This is a genomic window from Mesobacillus thioparans (assembly GCF_965138835.1).
GTDB lineage: Bacteria > Bacillota > Bacilli > Bacillales > Cytobacillaceae > Mesobacillus > Mesobacillus thioparans.
The window spans coordinates 326,867-343,805 of the sequence record NZ_CBCSFH010000002.1; the positions used below are offsets into that span (position 1 = coordinate 326,867).

General features: G+C 37.8%; 13 protein-coding genes. 2 read left to right on the forward strand and 11 right to left on the reverse strand.

Annotated features, from left to right (window positions below):
• Positions 1 to 101 precede the first annotated feature (101 nt).
• The 4 genes from ACNAZ4_RS06130 to ACNAZ4_RS06145 all read right to left on the reverse strand — a co-directional run bounded on the left by ACNAZ4_RS06130 (position 102) and on the right by ACNAZ4_RS06145 (position 4,828).
• A complete protein-coding gene (locus tag ACNAZ4_RS06130) occupies positions 102 to 881 on the reverse strand; it encodes an SDR family oxidoreductase (RefSeq protein ID WP_415813352.1) in 780 nt (259 codons plus the stop codon).
• Between the two features lie 24 nt (positions 882 to 905).
• Positions 906 to 2,126, reverse strand: a complete 1,221-nt coding sequence (locus tag ACNAZ4_RS06135) for an McrC family protein (protein ID WP_415813353.1) — start codon at positions 2,124 to 2,126, stop codon at positions 906 to 908.
• Positions 2,126 to 4,330 (reverse strand): McrB family protein, encoded by a 2,205-nt coding sequence (locus ACNAZ4_RS06140; RefSeq protein WP_415813354.1) that lies wholly within the window; start codon positions 4,328 to 4,330, stop codon positions 2,126 to 2,128. Before ACNAZ4_RS06140 ends, ACNAZ4_RS06135 begins: the two co-directional genes overlap by 1 nt.
• A 240-nt stretch (positions 4,331 to 4,570) precedes the next feature.
• Entirely contained in the window at positions 4,571 to 4,828 is a 258-nt protein-coding gene (locus ACNAZ4_RS06145) for a hypothetical protein (protein WP_415813355.1), read from the reverse strand.
• 257 nt (positions 4,829 to 5,085) lie between these two features.
• Here ACNAZ4_RS06145 and ACNAZ4_RS06150 point away from each other — a divergent pair, with 257 nt between their 5' ends.
• Positions 5,086 to 5,481 carry a (deoxy)nucleoside triphosphate pyrophosphohydrolase gene (locus ACNAZ4_RS06150; protein ID WP_415813356.1) on the forward strand — a complete coding sequence of 132 codons (396 nt, stop codon included), beginning with the start codon at positions 5,086 to 5,088 and terminating at the stop codon, positions 5,479 to 5,481.
• A 33-nt stretch (positions 5,482 to 5,514) separates the two neighbouring features.
• Here ACNAZ4_RS06150 and ACNAZ4_RS06155 read toward each other — a convergent pair whose 3' ends face one another.
• From ACNAZ4_RS06155 to ACNAZ4_RS06165, 3 genes are all read right to left on the reverse strand, one after another.
• Complete coding sequence (locus ACNAZ4_RS06155) at positions 5,515 to 8,406, reverse strand: DUF3427 domain-containing protein (protein WP_415813357.1); 2,892 nt, start codon at positions 8,404 to 8,406, stop codon at positions 5,515 to 5,517.
• Between the two features lie 418 nt (positions 8,407 to 8,824).
• Positions 8,825 to 11,254: a DEAD/DEAH box helicase family protein gene (locus ACNAZ4_RS06160; protein ID WP_415813359.1), complete on the reverse strand. Its 2,430-nt coding sequence runs from the start codon at positions 11,252 to 11,254 to the stop codon at positions 8,825 to 8,827.
• Positions 11,247 to 11,573, reverse strand: a complete 327-nt coding sequence (locus ACNAZ4_RS06165) for a phosphoribosyl-ATP pyrophosphohydrolase (RefSeq protein ID WP_415813361.1) — start codon at positions 11,571 to 11,573, stop codon at positions 11,247 to 11,249. Before ACNAZ4_RS06165 ends, ACNAZ4_RS06160 begins: the two co-directional genes overlap by 8 nt.
• 607 nt (positions 11,574 to 12,180) lie before the next feature.
• Here ACNAZ4_RS06165 and cspC point away from each other — a divergent pair.
• Entirely contained in the window at positions 12,181 to 12,381 is a 201-nt protein-coding gene (gene cspC / locus ACNAZ4_RS06170) for a cold shock protein CspC (protein WP_044394619.1), read from the forward strand.
• Between the two features lie 274 nt (positions 12,382 to 12,655).
• Here cspC and ACNAZ4_RS06175 read toward each other — a convergent pair whose 3' ends face one another.
• The 4 genes from ACNAZ4_RS06175 to ACNAZ4_RS06190 all read right to left on the reverse strand — a co-directional run bounded on the left by ACNAZ4_RS06175 (position 12,656) and on the right by ACNAZ4_RS06190 (position 16,803).
• Positions 12,656 to 13,747 carry an ABC transporter permease gene (locus tag ACNAZ4_RS06175; RefSeq protein ID WP_415813362.1) on the reverse strand — a complete coding sequence of 364 codons (1,092 nt, stop codon included), beginning with the start codon at positions 13,745 to 13,747 and terminating at the stop codon, positions 12,656 to 12,658.
• On the reverse strand, positions 13,744 to 14,670 hold the full coding sequence (locus ACNAZ4_RS06180; RefSeq protein WP_415813363.1) for an ABC transporter ATP-binding protein: 927 nt from the start codon (positions 14,668 to 14,670) through the stop codon (positions 13,744 to 13,746). The genes ACNAZ4_RS06175 and ACNAZ4_RS06180 overlap by 4 nt, the downstream gene beginning before the upstream one ends.
• A gap of 36 nt (positions 14,671 to 14,706) precedes the next feature.
• Complete coding sequence (locus ACNAZ4_RS06185) at positions 14,707 to 14,964, reverse strand: hypothetical protein (protein ID WP_415813364.1); 258 nt, start codon at positions 14,962 to 14,964, stop codon at positions 14,707 to 14,709.
• 255 nt (positions 14,965 to 15,219) lie between these two features.
• The gene (locus ACNAZ4_RS06190; RefSeq protein WP_415813365.1) at positions 15,220 to 16,803 is read right to left on the reverse strand and encodes a hypothetical protein; all 1,584 of its coding nucleotides are present in this window, start codon (positions 16,801 to 16,803) and stop codon (positions 15,220 to 15,222) included.
• Positions 16,804 to 16,939: the final 136 nt, after the last annotated feature.

The following is a 16,939-nucleotide window of genomic DNA, read 5'->3' on the forward strand; positions in this document are numbered from 1 at the left end:
ATGAGAGTATTCTTATGACCTTTTCGCTTTCATCATAGGTTACCGAAAAATAGGAATGCTCTCCATCTCTGAGGTATAAAGTTCTATAATCCTTCTAAAATTTATTTACCCAAAAACCCACCCTCAGACTTTATCGTTTGCCCAGTAATCCATCCAGAATCATTACTGGCCAGGAATGTTACTAAACGAGCAGCATCTTCAGGTACACCTATTCTTCCCGTTGGAAACAGTGGCAGCAGCTGAGCTCTCAATTCATCATTGATCCAACCAGAATCAGTAGGACCAGGATCGACACAATTCACAGTGATACCAATGGGCGCTAATCCAACTGATAAAGGTTCGGTTATCGCGAGGATCATGCCTTTAGTTGCTATATAGGCCAGATTGTTAGGGTCCGGTCCTTTAGATACCATATTTATGATTCGGCCACCTTTCCCCTCAGGAAATCCCTTTTCATACCTTTTCGCAAATTCCAGAGACAGCATAAGTGTCCCACTGTTATTCACTTTATAGTGCATGTCCAAAATCTCTGTATTCAAAGTTCGAAAATTGGCTGGAGATTCAAAGGTAGCATTGTTCACTAATATACTAGGTGTTCCCAACGTTTCTTCAACCCGGTCCATGATAAAACTAGGTGATTCACTCCTACTCAAGTCAACCTCCATATGGGCAGCATTCACTCCAATGGATCTTAACTCTTCACATAACGTATTAGGAAATTCCTCATCTAATCCATTACCGCTAAACTCATCAAATGGCGACCAATGTGTAAAAAACACATCTGCCCCAGCATTCGCAAGTGAGCGACAAATCGCTGCCCCTATTCCCTTTGAGCGGCTTGCGCCAGTGACTATTGCAATTTTACTTTTTAGATTAGTCATTAGTAATCCTCCTGAGTTTAGATACTAGCTAATAATACTCTTGAGGTCTTCCAGTGTTTCTACCAAGGAAGATAACCTTATAGTGTGAATTTCAATGTATTTATTTCTGCCTGGAACCTGCCATTTTGGAAGCAGCCCATCTTCTGATTTTGGATACAGCAGAACACATCGATTTGCTTGTTCGTAAGAGGTAACGTAAGCGTACATTTGATATAAATCCGCCTGCTGATAAGTTACTCGTCCCTCTCTTAAAATACTTTTCCACTTTGTATCAACAATCATTTGTGCAGAATCCTTGTATATAACAAAATCCGGCTTGAGCTTGATGTTTTCTTGACCTGAATTAATATTGATCAATAACCTTTTCTCATCGTGTTGCGGAACGACTTTAAGATTATTTTCCCACTCTAGGAACCGGAATGCCCGTTCGATGTAGGATTCAAACAAGACATTCATTTCAAACAGGAAAGAAAAGCTTTGTTCCCCGCTGTACTTAGAGGTCATGAGTTGGTTTTCAAGAATCAACCGGGCGATCAAAAATGCATCTTGAAATCTCTGATTCTGGCGGTTGAAAAGAAAATTCCGCAAATCTTTTTTCAGAATTGGCACATCATTTACTTGATCAAACATTTCCAGTATAAATAACGATTCAGATTTCAAAGAACTCTTCGCAATGTATGGGTAGACCATTTTGACAGCTCTCTTCAATATCCTGTTGAGTAGCACGTCTTCTTGGATTTCATCATACTCACAATAGGCCTTGACCGGTTGAAATGCATTTTTGCGTATATGCTGGTGGAACATAAATCGCCCTTTTAATGACTGTGAATTCTCCTGGATCAACTTGTATTCCTTATAAATTCCTCGACGTAGCTCCTTCAACAGACTCTGGATATATACCTGGGCAAAAACATGGAATAGATCTGATTTGGCGAGTTGACTTAAAGTACCTTCATTAAGAGTAACAGGCAGATTCCTTGTTACTGTGAGCATATTAATTAATGCTTTCCTGTTCTTGTCCTCGGACTCTTCGTGAATTACTAGTTTTGGAAGTATTTCAATCCGGATAGTCGACAGCTGGATGATGCCGACTAGATTGATGAATCTTATTTTTCCATAACCAATTTCTACTGCTTTGAAATATTTGTGTTGTATAAAGCGAAGAAGCTCATCCCATTCCGTTTGATTTAATTGCTTACCGATTTGGAGCCAATCATAAGCTTCCCTAATGCTGACCGTCTTCATTACTCATAAATCCTTTGAACATCAGCCAGTTTGATTTTTTTCTTAATCTTGTATTTTACTGGCAAGTCCATCGTCGCAACCATCGGAGAATCTTTGAATAATTTCTGGAGATTCACGGTTTCTTTATAGACGATACAAGGTTCATCCTCGTTTTCACCAATACCCCCAAGAATCAGCCCAATCTTTTCCCAGTCATCATAAAAATACTCCTGAAGCAGTGGTGCGATTTTGGTTAGAATCACCTGGTATACATCTGCTTCTGTTTCAGCACTCATGAAATATGCATGCCCAATGGTATGATCACGATCATATAATACTTCGATTCTTTTATTAATAATTTCCAACAATCCTGGCAAATCTATATTTTCAATCGGCTGCAGCAAGGATGAATTCGGCATCATTTCTTCAAATGAAAAACGGCGTCGCAATGCCGTATCTAGCAGGGAGATGGATCTATCAGCTGTGTTCATCGTTCCAAGCAAAACGAGATTAGGTGGCAAGATGAATGGATCCCTCGAATACGGGAGGGAAACCAGCGTTTCATTTTCTTTGGTAAGTCGTTTATCATCCTCTAGTAGGGTAATAAGTTCGCCAAATACCTTTGACATGTTAGCCCTGTTAATTTCATCAATCACCAATACATACATCGGAGCCGCTGTGAAATCGAATGGTTTACCTTCTTTTAATGCATTCAGAACCTCCTGCTTACGCGCAGAATATTTCTCAAGTTTTTTACTATGACTCAATCCCTCATAAAGCGCTTCAATCGCAATTCTTTTCAAAGTGCCGTCCTTTGATTTAAAACCGCCTTTGCCATCTGATTTTAGACCTTCAACAAAGTCCTCATAAGAGAAACTTTGATGAAAAGTAATGAACTGGACAAGACCTTGAGTTTGCAATAGCTTATAATGTTCCTTAATGTCTACATCTTCGCTATTACTCTCTAAAATATCGATTACATATTTGGCAGTATTAAAGGTTTTACCCGTACCAGGCGGTCCGTAGAAAATGACATTGAGGGGCCCGTTATAGGAATTAACATCTTGTGTAGTATCAATCCCTGTCACTGATGGATCTTCTTCAGATATCTTAGTGAAAATTTTCTTAATATGCGTCTTTTTCGTAATCAGATGGAGTTTTTCCCGGAAACCTCCATATCCAGGCAAGTCTCTTTCCGAACGCTCAATCCACTCAATTGGAACCGTGTGACCCAACAACTCATCATAGGTGTATCCGTCAAGTACTCGGCTTTTCAATTTTGCCGTACCTGCGATCTTCAGTACGTAAGTCAGCGTTCCATCTACGAGCCTTTCAGAATAGGTCGTTTTCACACCTACAATATCGCCTTTTTCCATATTCAAAAATGACTCTACAGCTGCCTTCTCTTTTTCATCCTTGATTTCAGAAAGAATGGAACTAAGATCGTCACTTGCCAAGTAGGGTGATAAGTCCCTCTTGAATACCGGTAAGGAAATAACCTCCTTCTCATTAAAAAGAGGCAGATAATCACGATCTTTATATCGATGTTCAATTAACCAATGCTTAATTTGGCGTCTCTCCCCATACCTTTTCCATATGAACTCACTAACCTTGACATAGTCCCAACTTTTAAAAGGCTCCGTTTCTCTTAATTTCATATATTCAAGATGCTGCAAGAGGATATAATTCCGAGGACGAGCATTCAACAAGTCCTTTGATATATTGAGGTCGACTCCCAATGGGTCGATTACTTTCCTTGCATATACATTAAAGAACTTTTCTGGGTAATAGATATTCAAAATTTTCAACATGACCATAGGCCACAACTTTAAACCTGTATAGTTGATTTCACTTATCCGATTCTCTCCAGCAAGATATAAGTTGGTGACAATCTGATCACGCAAGCTTGCAAACTCCCTTTCAAGTTCCTCACCGGTAAGCTCCCGCTTCTTAGTTGAGGCACCCTTACAATACTGCCCATTACCACTTTTATAAATCCCGAATTTGGAAGCATTACCACCGCCTATACCGCCCAGAACTTCCTTATGCTCCAGCCAGTATATAAAAGCATCCCTTGTAGAAGTATTCGCATATTCCTCAACCGTCAACTCCGGCAATGACTCCAGCGGAAATCTAGTAATAAATTCCTGACGCTTATTTTCGCTACTAATTATGTATTCTTCATCTAATGTGAAATTATTTGCTGCTTCTATTAATTCTTTCAAAAAAATAACCTCCTAAATAAAATACCTTTAAGTGTGTACTTGTTGAATAAATTTTCCAGTATATTTTAATCTTACTAGAATAGTAATTTAAATTAAAGGTTTGAATTAGACAGTTTCTACCAATAAAACATATCTAGTGTTTCTCTAATTCTAATCACAAAAAATAACCGCTCAAATTTTTTCTGAGCGGCTATCTTATTCATTTTGTTATAAGAGCACCTGGTGATTCTTACCGTATTTTCACATCAAAGAGTATATAACAACGCCAAGAATAGTCATACTCAAAACTAGAAATAACTCTAATTTACTCTCAAGTAAATCACGATAACTTTTTAACTCTTGCTTGGATTGATTTAAGGTTTTAACTGATTTTTCTATCTCAGTTTGTTGTCGTTCAATTAATTTTAAATAGTCAGAAGCCTTCTTCACCTTTTGTATCTCATTGCCAAGGTCATCGATATATGTTTCCAATTCATCAATTTTTTCTAATTTTCCCACGGATTAACCTCCATAACTAGGTAAACTGCATTTATGCGAAATGGGGTTGTGCTATTATTAGATCCAAAACAGGACATATCCATATGGAAAATACACACATTATTAGACAATTCATGTATCATAATCTTGTTAGCAACATATAAGAATTAGTGTAGACTCTCGTAAAAAGGATGACCTAAACAGCTATTCACCAAATAGATAATTTCTACCCTAAATGATATGATTAGCATAATACATAATGCTTCTTGGAGGATCAGATGAAAAAGCTAGTTAAAGTAGTTGCAGCAATTATCGAAAACGATAAAAAAGAAATTTTATGTGCACTAAGATCTCCTGAAATGGCGATTCCAAATATGTGGGAGTTTCCAGGTGGAAAAGTAGAGAAGGATGAGGATATTTACACAGCCTTAATAAGAGAAATTCATGAAGAACTAGATTGTACTATTGAACCAATTGATCTATATCATGATAATACTCACGAATACGAAGCCTTCATTATTAATATTCTTTGCTTAAAGTGTAAGATTACAGAAGGTACACCAACACCAAGTGAACATTCGAAATTAATTTGGCTGGAAAGAGAAAATTTAGAGTCATTAAGATGGGCTCCCGCCGATATTCCAGCTGTTGAACAACTAATCAAAGAAAAATAGTCTTCTCGTTGGAGAAGACTATTTTTATTTTATTTACTCTTTTGTGATGTAATAAAACAGCTTTGTTTCTATGGAATTCTCTAATACCAACTCAAGCGTAACTACTGGGATCTCTTTTTCGTTTTTATCCAACATGACAGTTTGTTCAGCAGTTCCTTCATTAGGATGAGCTTTTCCTAAATAATAAAAGTCACCGCCCTCATTATCATCTTTTTTCACAAATATATGAATATCAAAGTTCCTTTCATCGGCATAGATAATCTTTTTCACTTCTTCTGATTGCAAAGTTCGATTGCTTTTTGTAAAATATCTAATCAATTTAGGATTCAAAAATTCGTCACCATATTTTACACTTGAATCAATCTTTTCATCTTTATGATAAGTTATAAAAATTGGACATGTGCCGTGTTTAGGTTTGTATCCATACATAGTAGAGCTTTCATCATTATGCCAGTTAAGAAGCTTACAAGCATCTTTTCGAGAATACTTCTGATAAAGGGTAAGCGGCTCTTTAGGATTGTAGATTCCTGCCTTCTCTTTAGCAGTTTGTAAAAGATCATTCACCAGGAAGTTAAAATATTCATTAGAAGTTAGACTCCGTAATATAGAATTATTAAACCTATACATGTCTTCCTCACTGGTTACAATTGGGATCTCCCCGTACTTTTTTGTGGTTATCTGAGTAAAAAACTCAAGATTGAATATGCGTTGCACAGAAAATAAAGTATCTTCATCTATGGAACATTCTACCGCCTCTAATTCCCTTAAATAATCGGTATGTGAAACTCGACCTTGTTGAAACAGTAAATCTAGTAATAAAATTTCATGATATCTTTTTCCGTTCAACACTTCGAGTGAAAGAAATATGAGTACTTGTTGTTCATAGTCATTAAGAACTGGAATTGTTTCCTTCATTTTCAATAAAAAACGATAATAATTTGTATGCTCTTCCACAATTACAACTGGATCAATAGAATTGTGTATAACAAAGTCCCCCAGATATGGTATTCTCCCAATTCTATTTTTTAACTCCAAGTAGGCTTCTCTTAAAACTTTTAGTGAGGTCAATTTACTATTATTAATCGCTTTAAATACCTGTTTAGCAGCAACTTCTTCAAAATTTATAGTTGAAACCCCTTTAATATAGCTTGTGTCCTTCATATTACGACGAACATTATCCTTATTTTGCGATTTATCACCTGATAGAGCAATCGGAATCAAGTAGTTGTTTCGGTAGTTTCCTATAAAATCTATAATTGTCACAAATTCCTTTGAATCATGCTTTCGTAAACCACGGCCTAATTGCTGAATAAAAATTATACTCGATTGAGTTTGTCGAAGCATCACAACTTGATTTACACTTGGAATGTCGATTCCTTCATTAAATATGTCAACGGTGATAATGTAATCTAGTTGTCCGTTTTCTAGACGGTTAACTTGGCGTATTCGCTCTACTTGAGAGTCATCACCTGTTAAGGCGACGGTCCGAAATCCTTTATGATTTAGTGCAGAAGATAACTCTTTGGCTTCATCTTTTCCACTACAGAACATCAATCCTCTGACCGTATCACCAGAATGTCCATAGTAATGAACCTTCTCTATGATATGATTTACTCTTTCTTCAGTTACTAACTTTGATAATGTTACCGTATCATCAATCAACTCACCATTATATTCAAAGTCTGTTACTCCAAAATAATGAAACGGACACAGCATATCTTCTTCAAGTGCCTCCTGAAGTCGGATTTCATATGCAATGTTATAATCAAATAACTCAAAAATATTGAAGTTATCTGTCCGTTCAGGAGTTGCTGTCATTCCTAATAAAAATCTAGGCTGAAAGTAATTGATTACTCTGAGATAAGATTCCGCACCTGCTCTATGTACCTCGTCAATCAAAACATAGTCAAACTCAGTTGGATCAAATTGGTGTAAAACATTCTCTTTGGATATCGTTTGAATCGTTGCAAAAAGGTATCGTACATCCGATTGTTTCGATGTTCCTGAAAGAATACCAAAATCATTACTTATTCCACCTAATATTCTCTGGAAATCTGATTTTGCCTTTTGTAAAATTTGCTCTCTATGAACAATAAAAAGCATACGCTTAGGAGAAAACCTTCGAACATCAAAGGCTGATAAGTAAGTCTTACCGGTTCCAGTTGCAGAAATTACTAAACCTTTATTATGTTCGGTATCACGAACCAGTTGAATACTATGCAATGCCGCTTGCTGCATTTTATTAGGACTTACTTCAACAGCTTCTTTTAAAGTATTTACATGATATTCACTCGGGATTTCAATAACTTTTTCTAGATCTGGGAGATACTCTCTTTCAACATATGATTGTTCATATTGATCAATCCATTCGGTAGTTAGAAGTTGGGACCCATCCCAAACATCTTCAAATTGTTGGATAAAATGATGAATAATTTCTCCATTTTCATGGGATGTAAATTTCACATTCCATTCATAATTTACTTTTAAAGCATGAGCTGTTAAATTCGAGCTCCCTACAATGAGAGAATAATGTGAGTGATGATGAAAAATATACCCTTTGGAATGAAATCCCTTTAAATCTGTTAATCTAACCTCTACATTTGTGATTTTTTGCAACTCCCGAAATACTTTCGGTTGATTAAACTGAAGAAACGTTGATGTTAGAATCCTCCCCTTTATCCCTTTTATCTTCAAATCCCATAAATGAGACTTTAAGGTAGCTAATCCACTTTCAGTTATGAAAGCAACAGAAAAGAAAAAGTCTTGACAATCACTAAGTTCCTCGAGTAATGAGGTTAATACATTTTCATTTTCGGTTAAATTATTGACCAATAACTTTGGTTTAAAAGTATCAGCTTTATTATGAGATTGATCGATAAATCCTTTATATAATGACTCTTTTAAATTCTCAACGAAATTTACCATGATTGCTCCGATCTAATACAGTACTTTTTTCCCACTCACTATACTATACTTCTTTCGACATTAGACACTAATTAACAAACCTATTTTAAATTAAATTTAAGAGAGCTCTAACCCCTGTTTGGATGAATTAAGGTAGTTTATGGTTGTGTATTTTTTTTTCACATTATTTTGTCCCTTTAACATTAAGAGTAAGAGGTTCCCTTACTCAACATGTGGAAAATTTGAGAGACTTTTATATTTTCAAGAGCATTTGTTCATATTCTAATTATTCTATATTATCTTTCTGGTTATCCCCTTATTAGGTTACTCTGATGTTTAGTTAATTTACTACTTTATGTAAAATTGTACTATATATGGATGAATAGATGAAGAGGATTACAGGATACACTTATTTGAAAATGAAAAACAGCACTCATGATTAGTGAGTACTGTTTTTCGCTCTTCTCTCAAAATGTCCATGCAGACGATATTCGGCAATTTCCTTGGTCCAACTAAACAAAATCTCCTGATCTTCTTCCAACACGTCAAAATTAAGCTTGAAGGTTCCGTCTGAGAAACTGGTTAATCCATCTTCTCCTCTATCCCACATTGTCATCGGCATAGTTTCAATTAGCTTACTGACTGCTGCTTGATTATAATCCCATAGTTTTCTGGACGATTTATCGGAAAAATCAATTCGTTTACGGAATTCAGTTTTAGTTAAATACTTATGAAAAAATGGTGCTACTTCACTAGATGTAATCGGTCTGTGCCACTCTGTAACTCCACGATTAAGCATAGAGAGCAGCAACACCATTTTATAGCTCTTCTGCATGCTTGTTTTTTCCACTTCAACGAGCCAATTTTCATAGCGTCTGAATACTTCCTTCTCTTGTTCACCCAATTCTTCCGCCCACTTAAGAAACCCTATATATGTCTTAAACTCATGTTTATATTGAGAGGAATCGGAATGTCCCTTTAAGTGCAATTCTAGATATGTTGGCCTTCTGCCCAGATCATGCTTAAGATGGTTATAGGCATTTAACAATTGTTCTTTACGAGGATGCCTTTTCCTGGCCATTTCCTTCAATAAATTGACCACATGTACATCCAAATTCAATTCACACCCAGCAGGAACTCTTGGTTCAATTTTCTTTGTTTTACCTTCTCCTCTTACCGTTTCAAAGAGACTTAACTTCACATCTGCATTTCGATAGTTTCCGATCAAATCGATAATCACGCAATAATCCTTGCCTGAATAAAGACGCAGACCTCGTCCAACTTGCTGGGTAAACACAGTTAATGACTCTGTTGGCCTAACAAATAGGAGTGTATCAACCGCCGGAATATCTATCCCTTCATTAAACAGGTCAACAGTAAAAATAACATCGAGTTCACCAGCTTGCAGCTGCTTAATCGCATCTCCCCTGCTGACTACAACTTGCTGTGAATGCAGACTAACTGTTTTATAACCTTGCTGGTTAAAATAGCTGGATAAAAAATTCGCTTGTCGGATTGATGAACAAAATCCAATTGTCCTTGTTTGCTTCTTATCTACCCAAACATCTAGTATTTTCGTAGCCATTTCATCTCTAAGTTGAGCTTGAAGTAGTTCTTCCTCATCGTATCGAGTTCCCAACCATGTTATCTGACTATAATCAGTCTCATCATAAACGCCATAATATTTAAAAGGAGCTAACCATTCACGGTTAATCGCATCAAGAAAATCAAGCCTGTATGCGACGTTTCCATCACAAATGGCAAATACATCCTTGTTATCATTGCGATCTGGTGTGGCTGTAATACCGAGGAGGAATGTTGGTGTGAAATAGTTTAGTACTCTCTGATACGAGACAGCAGCAGCATGATGAAATTCATCTATTATAATTAAGTCAAACTCATCAGGATTAAACTTTTCCAAGTGTGCTTTTATACTTAACGTATAAATGGAGGCAAAAATTGTGTCGGCGCCGCCTTCTTTATTTGTCCCATTATATATTCCATACTTTTTCTCAGGCATAATATTTTTAAAAGAGCTCCTAGCCTGATATAGAATTTCTTCTCTGTGTGCAATGAACAAGACTCTGTTAAAGTCCTTGGCAAAAAAACCGGAAAGATATGTTTTCCCCAGTCCAGTCGCCATGATAACCAGTGCTTTATTGTACTCTTCACCAAGCGTGTTTTGTAGTTCCTCAAGTGCTTCAACCTGGGCAAAACGAGGTTGAATCTCGCCATATTTTGCAGCCGGAGGATCGTGAATTATTTCATGTCGAGAAGGAATTTCTTTTTTCGCCGGCAGCATCAGATCAAGTTCTTCCGTTTTGGACCAAGTTTTGGCAAGATTAGGATGATCTTTATGGTATTCTTCATAGGCTGCAGTATAATCTTTGAGTGTTTCCTTGTTTAACGGGATCGTCTGGTCAGCGTAAAAGACCTTTAAGAACTCCAAAAGCGCCGCATTAAAAACCTTCTTCTCATCACTTACTAATAGATTCCACTCCACACCGTTCCCAAGAGCGGATTTTGATAGATTGGAAGATCCAACAAACAGACAGTCCTCTTCAGCAGATTGAAACATATAAGCTTTAGGATGAAAAGAAACCCCATTGCTCCTCCAAAGACGAACTTCAATTCGCTCATCAATAGACAACAACTCAGCAAGAGCTTCCGGCTGCGTAATAAAAAGATAATCACCCGTACAAATCTTTATATCCGCACCAGATCTCGCAGATGCTTCTAAAGCATCTTTCAAATAATAGACACCAGACCTCATCACAAACGAAGTCAAAACACTAACTGACGACGACTTCTCAATCTGACCCAACAAATGACTTCCAAGGTCATTCGTAATAAGCTCAACCTTACTCATCTTCAACCTCAATCAAGAAAATCTTATCCTTGAAGCCTCCACGTTTCTCTGCCTTTTGTTTACGGACTTCTTCCACCTCATCAATAGAAGAGCCATGATATTCTGAAAGTGCGTTAATGATTTCAAGTAAATCGGCAAGTTCCTCAACAGCATCTTTCTTGTTATCAGTATTAACGTATTCTTCTAATTCCTCGTAGGCTTTTTTCTTGAGTTGATCTAAGTACTCAGTTTCACTTAAAATCCTAGTAGAGAATTTCTTTCCTGTGTTTTCAATTACTTCTGGAATGCGATCACGTACTAATTTATTATATGTGGGCATATGTTTGTCCCTCCTTTCCCGTTATAATTAATATAACAATAACTAGAAAATGTTAAAAGATAACTCCTTAAAAGAGAATATAAACTTAAACTTAAAATGCGTTGACTATAGAGTGATAACTAATACAACTGTAAAGAAGTAGCATCTAATCACTTAAAAAAAAATTGAGACGCAGGGAGGGTTCTTGTGTAGCGTTCAAAATTACTTGTGTTAATGGAACCAGCGCCAGACTAAAAAACCGATTAAAACCGTTCCGACCAACTGCCTGACCTTTCTCACTAAGAGATATTACATTATTCTCTTTTAATAGCTTTTTAAAATTAATCCTTCTTCAACTTTCTTACTACCAAAAATGTTAATCCGTCCTGGTTTAAAGCATATGTTTGTTCAAGAACCATTAAAGTAGCCTAGCATGGTCAGCGTAAATGGTGTACGATTTAAGCTGATGCAGAAATAATTTGCTATATCCTCCGTTTCTTGTTATGATGAATAAGAATTATTTTTGTTCGGTGTAAAGGATAGTATAAGTATCAACTTTTCGTCTTGATGATCACTTTGGGCAAGGATAGTAATACGTTGTGCGATAACGCACTAGGAGGCAACAAAAATGGAACAAGGTACAGTTAAATGGTTTAATGCAGAAAAAGGCTTCGGATTCATCGAGCGCGAAGGTGGAGACGACGTATTCGTACACTTCTCTGCTATCCAAAGTGAAGGTTTCAAATCTTTAGACGAAGGTCAAAAAGTTACTTTCGACGTTGAGCAAGGCGCTCGTGGAGCTCAAGCTGCTAACGTTCAAAAAGCTTAATCTAAAATCATTTATACGAACAGGTTCTTTATATAGAGCCTGTTTTTTTATATTCTCTAAAATAATTCTCAATAAAAAACCCTGCTCAAGATTTGAGCAGGGAGATGGAACCGGTAATGTAAAAAGGTTTAAAAATAAAAAGGTTGTTTCTAGTATAACATACTGGATTGACAATAGGCGGATTTCATCAAATTATTTTTCCAAGTAAGCAAATGATGATTTTCAAAGTTCAGTGAGACAAGTAGATATCGGACGCTTTCTTCCTCTCTCTCCTCTACTCCCACTTAAACACATAACTTGCGACAATGAATCCGCCAATTAACCAACCGCCGAGGATAAGTGTTTCTGTCCCTAATTGGAGGAATGGTGTACCGAGGTTCATTGTCTCCCTCAATGCGGAGCTCAAATGGGCGATCGGCAGGATTTTCACGATTGGCTGGATGATGTCTGGCATATTGTTGATTGGGAAGAAGACTCCTCCAAGGAACAGCATCGGGAATGTGATGAATCCAGCAATCGGGCCTGCGCTTTCTGGGTTTTTGGCGATTCCGGCAATAATGAATCCGAGTGCCATGAAGGCAAGTGTGCCAAGGATGATGAAGAAGATCAAAGCAAGCCAGGAACCTGCGACATTTATGCTAAAAACAAAATGTGCGATAAGGACGACGAGCAATGCCTGGGTTCCGTTAAGCAGCAGGCGTGCAGTGATTTGTGCAGCGATGAAGGTGGAAGCTTTCAGTCTTGTTCCTTGCATTCTTCGCAAAATTCCTCTTTCACGCCAGGCGGAAATTTGCCCGGCGACTCCGTTCATGTTGTTGCTCATGATCATCATGGCAACGATTCCTGGAACGAGGAAGTCCACATAACGGATGGTCAGTGCTTTAATTCCTACCTTTTCAACTGTTACGACAGGTTTGTAATCTGAAAGGTCCTTGCTGTATTGATCAATGATCCCCCTCACAACAGAAAGGCCGAGCTCTGACGTTGTGAGTTTTTTTTCATTATAATAGACAGGAAGTGCCGTAGCCTCCTTCTGCTTCCCCAGTTTCACTCCGTACCCTTTGGGAATCTCCATGAATAGCTGGATGTCTCCATTTTTCAGGGCTTCTTTCCCGCTTTTAACACTTTTGAACTTTTTCGCCTCAAGTCCCTCATTTTTGTAAAAACGTTCTGTTAAGTTTTTTGAAGCATCTGTTTGATCGAGGTCGATCAGCCCTACTGATAAGGATAGATTGCTGTCATTTCCGGCAAAAGTTCCAAGTGCCAGCATCAGAATGATCGGAAAAAGTAAGGTGAAAAATAAAACTTGCTTGTTACGCGCAAAAATCCTTAATTGCGCCAGCGTTAATTGCCAATAAGCCCTCATGATTCCCTTATGCTCCTTCCAGTCATATGGATGAATACATCCTCTAATGTCGCTGATCGAGTCTGTAAATCCTCAATTTTGAACTGATGTTCTTCTGATGCATGGATCAATGAGGTCAGGGTGACTTGAACATCATCCGTATATAACTGGACAAAGTTTTCTTTGATCGACACTTCCTTTACTCCTTCCATTTTCAAAAACCAGTCTTGCTCTGGTGGATTGCTCAAATGGAATTCGACTGAACTTGTAGATTGCAGTTTTTTCACAAGATTCATTGGCGTATCAAGGGCAATCAGTTCGCCCTGGTCCATAATTCCGATTCGGTCACAGAGCACATGGGCTTCGTCCATATAATGCGTCGAGAGAATAATCGTTTTTCCCCTCTCTTTCAATCGTAGAACGATATCCCAAAGGGTCCTTCTTGCCTGCGGATCTAGCCCGGTCGTTGGCTCATCGAGGAACACAATGTCTGGGTCGTGGATCAGCGCAAGTGCAATGGCAAGACGCTGCTTTTGTCCGCCGGATAGTCCTTTGATCCTGTCATTCCGCTTCTCTGTCAACAGCATATCTTCGATTAGTCCATTGATGTCCACGTGTGTCGGATAAAAGCTACCATACAAATGGAGGATTTCTTCTACTTTTAACAATTCGAACAAAGAGGTAGATTGAAGCTGTACCCCGATCACCTCTTTGACTTTGTTCACTTCTTTTATCACATCGTAGCCTGATAGTGTTGCCGTGCCTTTGTCAGGCTTTCTGAGTCCAACCAACATTTCAATGGTGGTCGTCTTGCCAGCTCCATTCGGACCAAGCAGACCGAAAATCTCTCCTTTTTTCACCTGAAAGGAAACGCCCCTGACAGCTGTGAAGGAACCATATCGTTTTTTAATTTCTTTTACATCGACAATGATGTCATTAACCATAGCAAGCCTCCAAAGGTATTTAATAAGAATTCATCACTATTGCGCGATTTTTTTAAACGAAAATATGATCATTCCAGTAATCATCGCAACTGCTAGGAAGGTAAATAAAAACAAAAAAGGTGAGCCAGTATATCCAAATGCCACTTGTGTTTGCAGTGTGTCGACCTGAACCCAGGCACCCGTAACATCTGGTTGATAGTTTTTCGTTTTTATATAGCCTACTAACATGACCCCAGCAAAATAAATGAAATGGATAGCAACAGATGCGCTGGTCGCTTGAAAAAACAGCTTCATTTTCCTTACAGCTCCCCTTTGATAACTAATTCTTAATACATATTCTACTATGAGGCTGTCAATTCCTTTCTATCATATCGCAAACCTCTTACCCTTTCGATTTGGGTTATCGAATTTAAGTAGAGATGGTACATTGCCGGGCCAACCTTGTTAAAAATACCGAAATAGAAGGTTACTTTTCACCAGAAATAAAGGAGTCGGCTGCATAAATAATTGGCAGCCGACTTCAAAAGAAAAACGCTAGCATATAGATATTCACAGTACTTTCTCATTACTTCCTATTTTGACAGAGATTTGATGTGATTGATCTTTCCTTTCATTTTTTCCCTTTAATGTGTCATTATCTTTTTTCTTAGTGAACAGGATTGCCCGATCCCAGATGACATCCATGTGGGCTGGGCCAATTAAAGCTTCTTTGTCGACATAAAGCCTATATCCGATGAAAACGTCTTTATTATTGTCTACTCCGTATGCTTTTCCATCGGGATTTCCTGTACTATAAGGTACTGTAATGCTCTCTCCATCTTCTTTCCTTGAAAATTTACATACATAATAGAATTTTCCGTTTTCATATCCCCCAGGAAAATACTCAACAGCGGAATTTTCAAATTGTGCTGAAATTTGTGCGACCGCTACACCATTAAACAGTTCGTCTCCATAGAAACTAGCATTGTTGATGATGGCTTTACCCGTCTGTTCGTGGTTGACCCCATACAGGATGACAAAATCATCATCTGATGTTAATTGATATGTTTCTGACCTCAAATAGGCAGCGTCTCTGTTATCACCGATCGTATCGTAATCCATTACTGTTGCTACAAATCCATCTATAATCCAGAGCTCTGTTTCCAAATCCACAATGTCATATTCTTTACTGCCATACTTCTTGATGATCTCATTTCGCAGGTGTGTCATCTCATTCCTTGCATTTGGCAGTATTTCAAATTCAGTTGTGTTTGTTTCTCTGCGTTTAAGTTCCGGGATCGGCCAGGGGTGAAGTTGAGTTACAGGATTTATTGGTGTAATACGGAATACCTTTACGTAGTCTGATAGATTCGTTAAATATTCCTTTCCGACGGTTGGATCTGCGAACAGAATGGCCCTCATAACGAAGTTGAAGTGATCTTTTCCCTTTTCAAGTCCCATGTTGGCCATTCCCACTGGGATATTATCATTATTCATAATACTAGTGCTAAAACCTGCAGCTTTTAGAGCGTCTCTCATTTGGTTGTTGATATTCATGTCTGCTGTGGTAATGATGATGGTCGAGCTGCTATAAGGATTGCCGTATGTTCCCTCTTGAGTATTTTCGGTCCAGATATTCACATTGTTCACTTGATCACCCAGGCTATTAAAGAGTCGATGATACTTCCCCGTTTCCTCATTGCCTACTGTTATATAATCGCGATAGTCTTTTTCTGGTTTATTTTGAGCGAAGCCAATGTAACTTCTATATCCAAAATAATAAGCAGGTGGAGGGGTTTTCCCTATCATGACAATCGCTTCGTCGGGTCGAAGTTTAAAATAGGTTCCAGGTCCTAAGTAATTTATATTGGGTGGATAATTGTGAGGATTAGCAGGGTCAAACCCTTTTGGAGGTCTCTGCCCTTTGGCTGGTACCTGGTTTGGAGCTGGCGGCAGCATATAACTAGCGTACGGAGCACCTGCATGATTGCCAAAGCAATCTTCAATGAGCCCTAAACTGCATAGCTTCAAAACATCTAAATATTGAAGCCGTCCCTCCTGAACAATGTATCCCATCTTTTCCAATGTAGAAGTAAAATCGGTAATACTATCCGAGTTATCACCATAACCATCATTCCAAATGCCGTTATACATTCGTTGAATCCCCCTAAGTGGAATCTAAAAAGTTCACCATATGAATTTTATGGAAGAAGATTTGTACATATGTGCAAAAAAAAATAGAATTTTAGGACCTCGAACATAAGGTCTTAAAATTCTATTTTTTACAGCA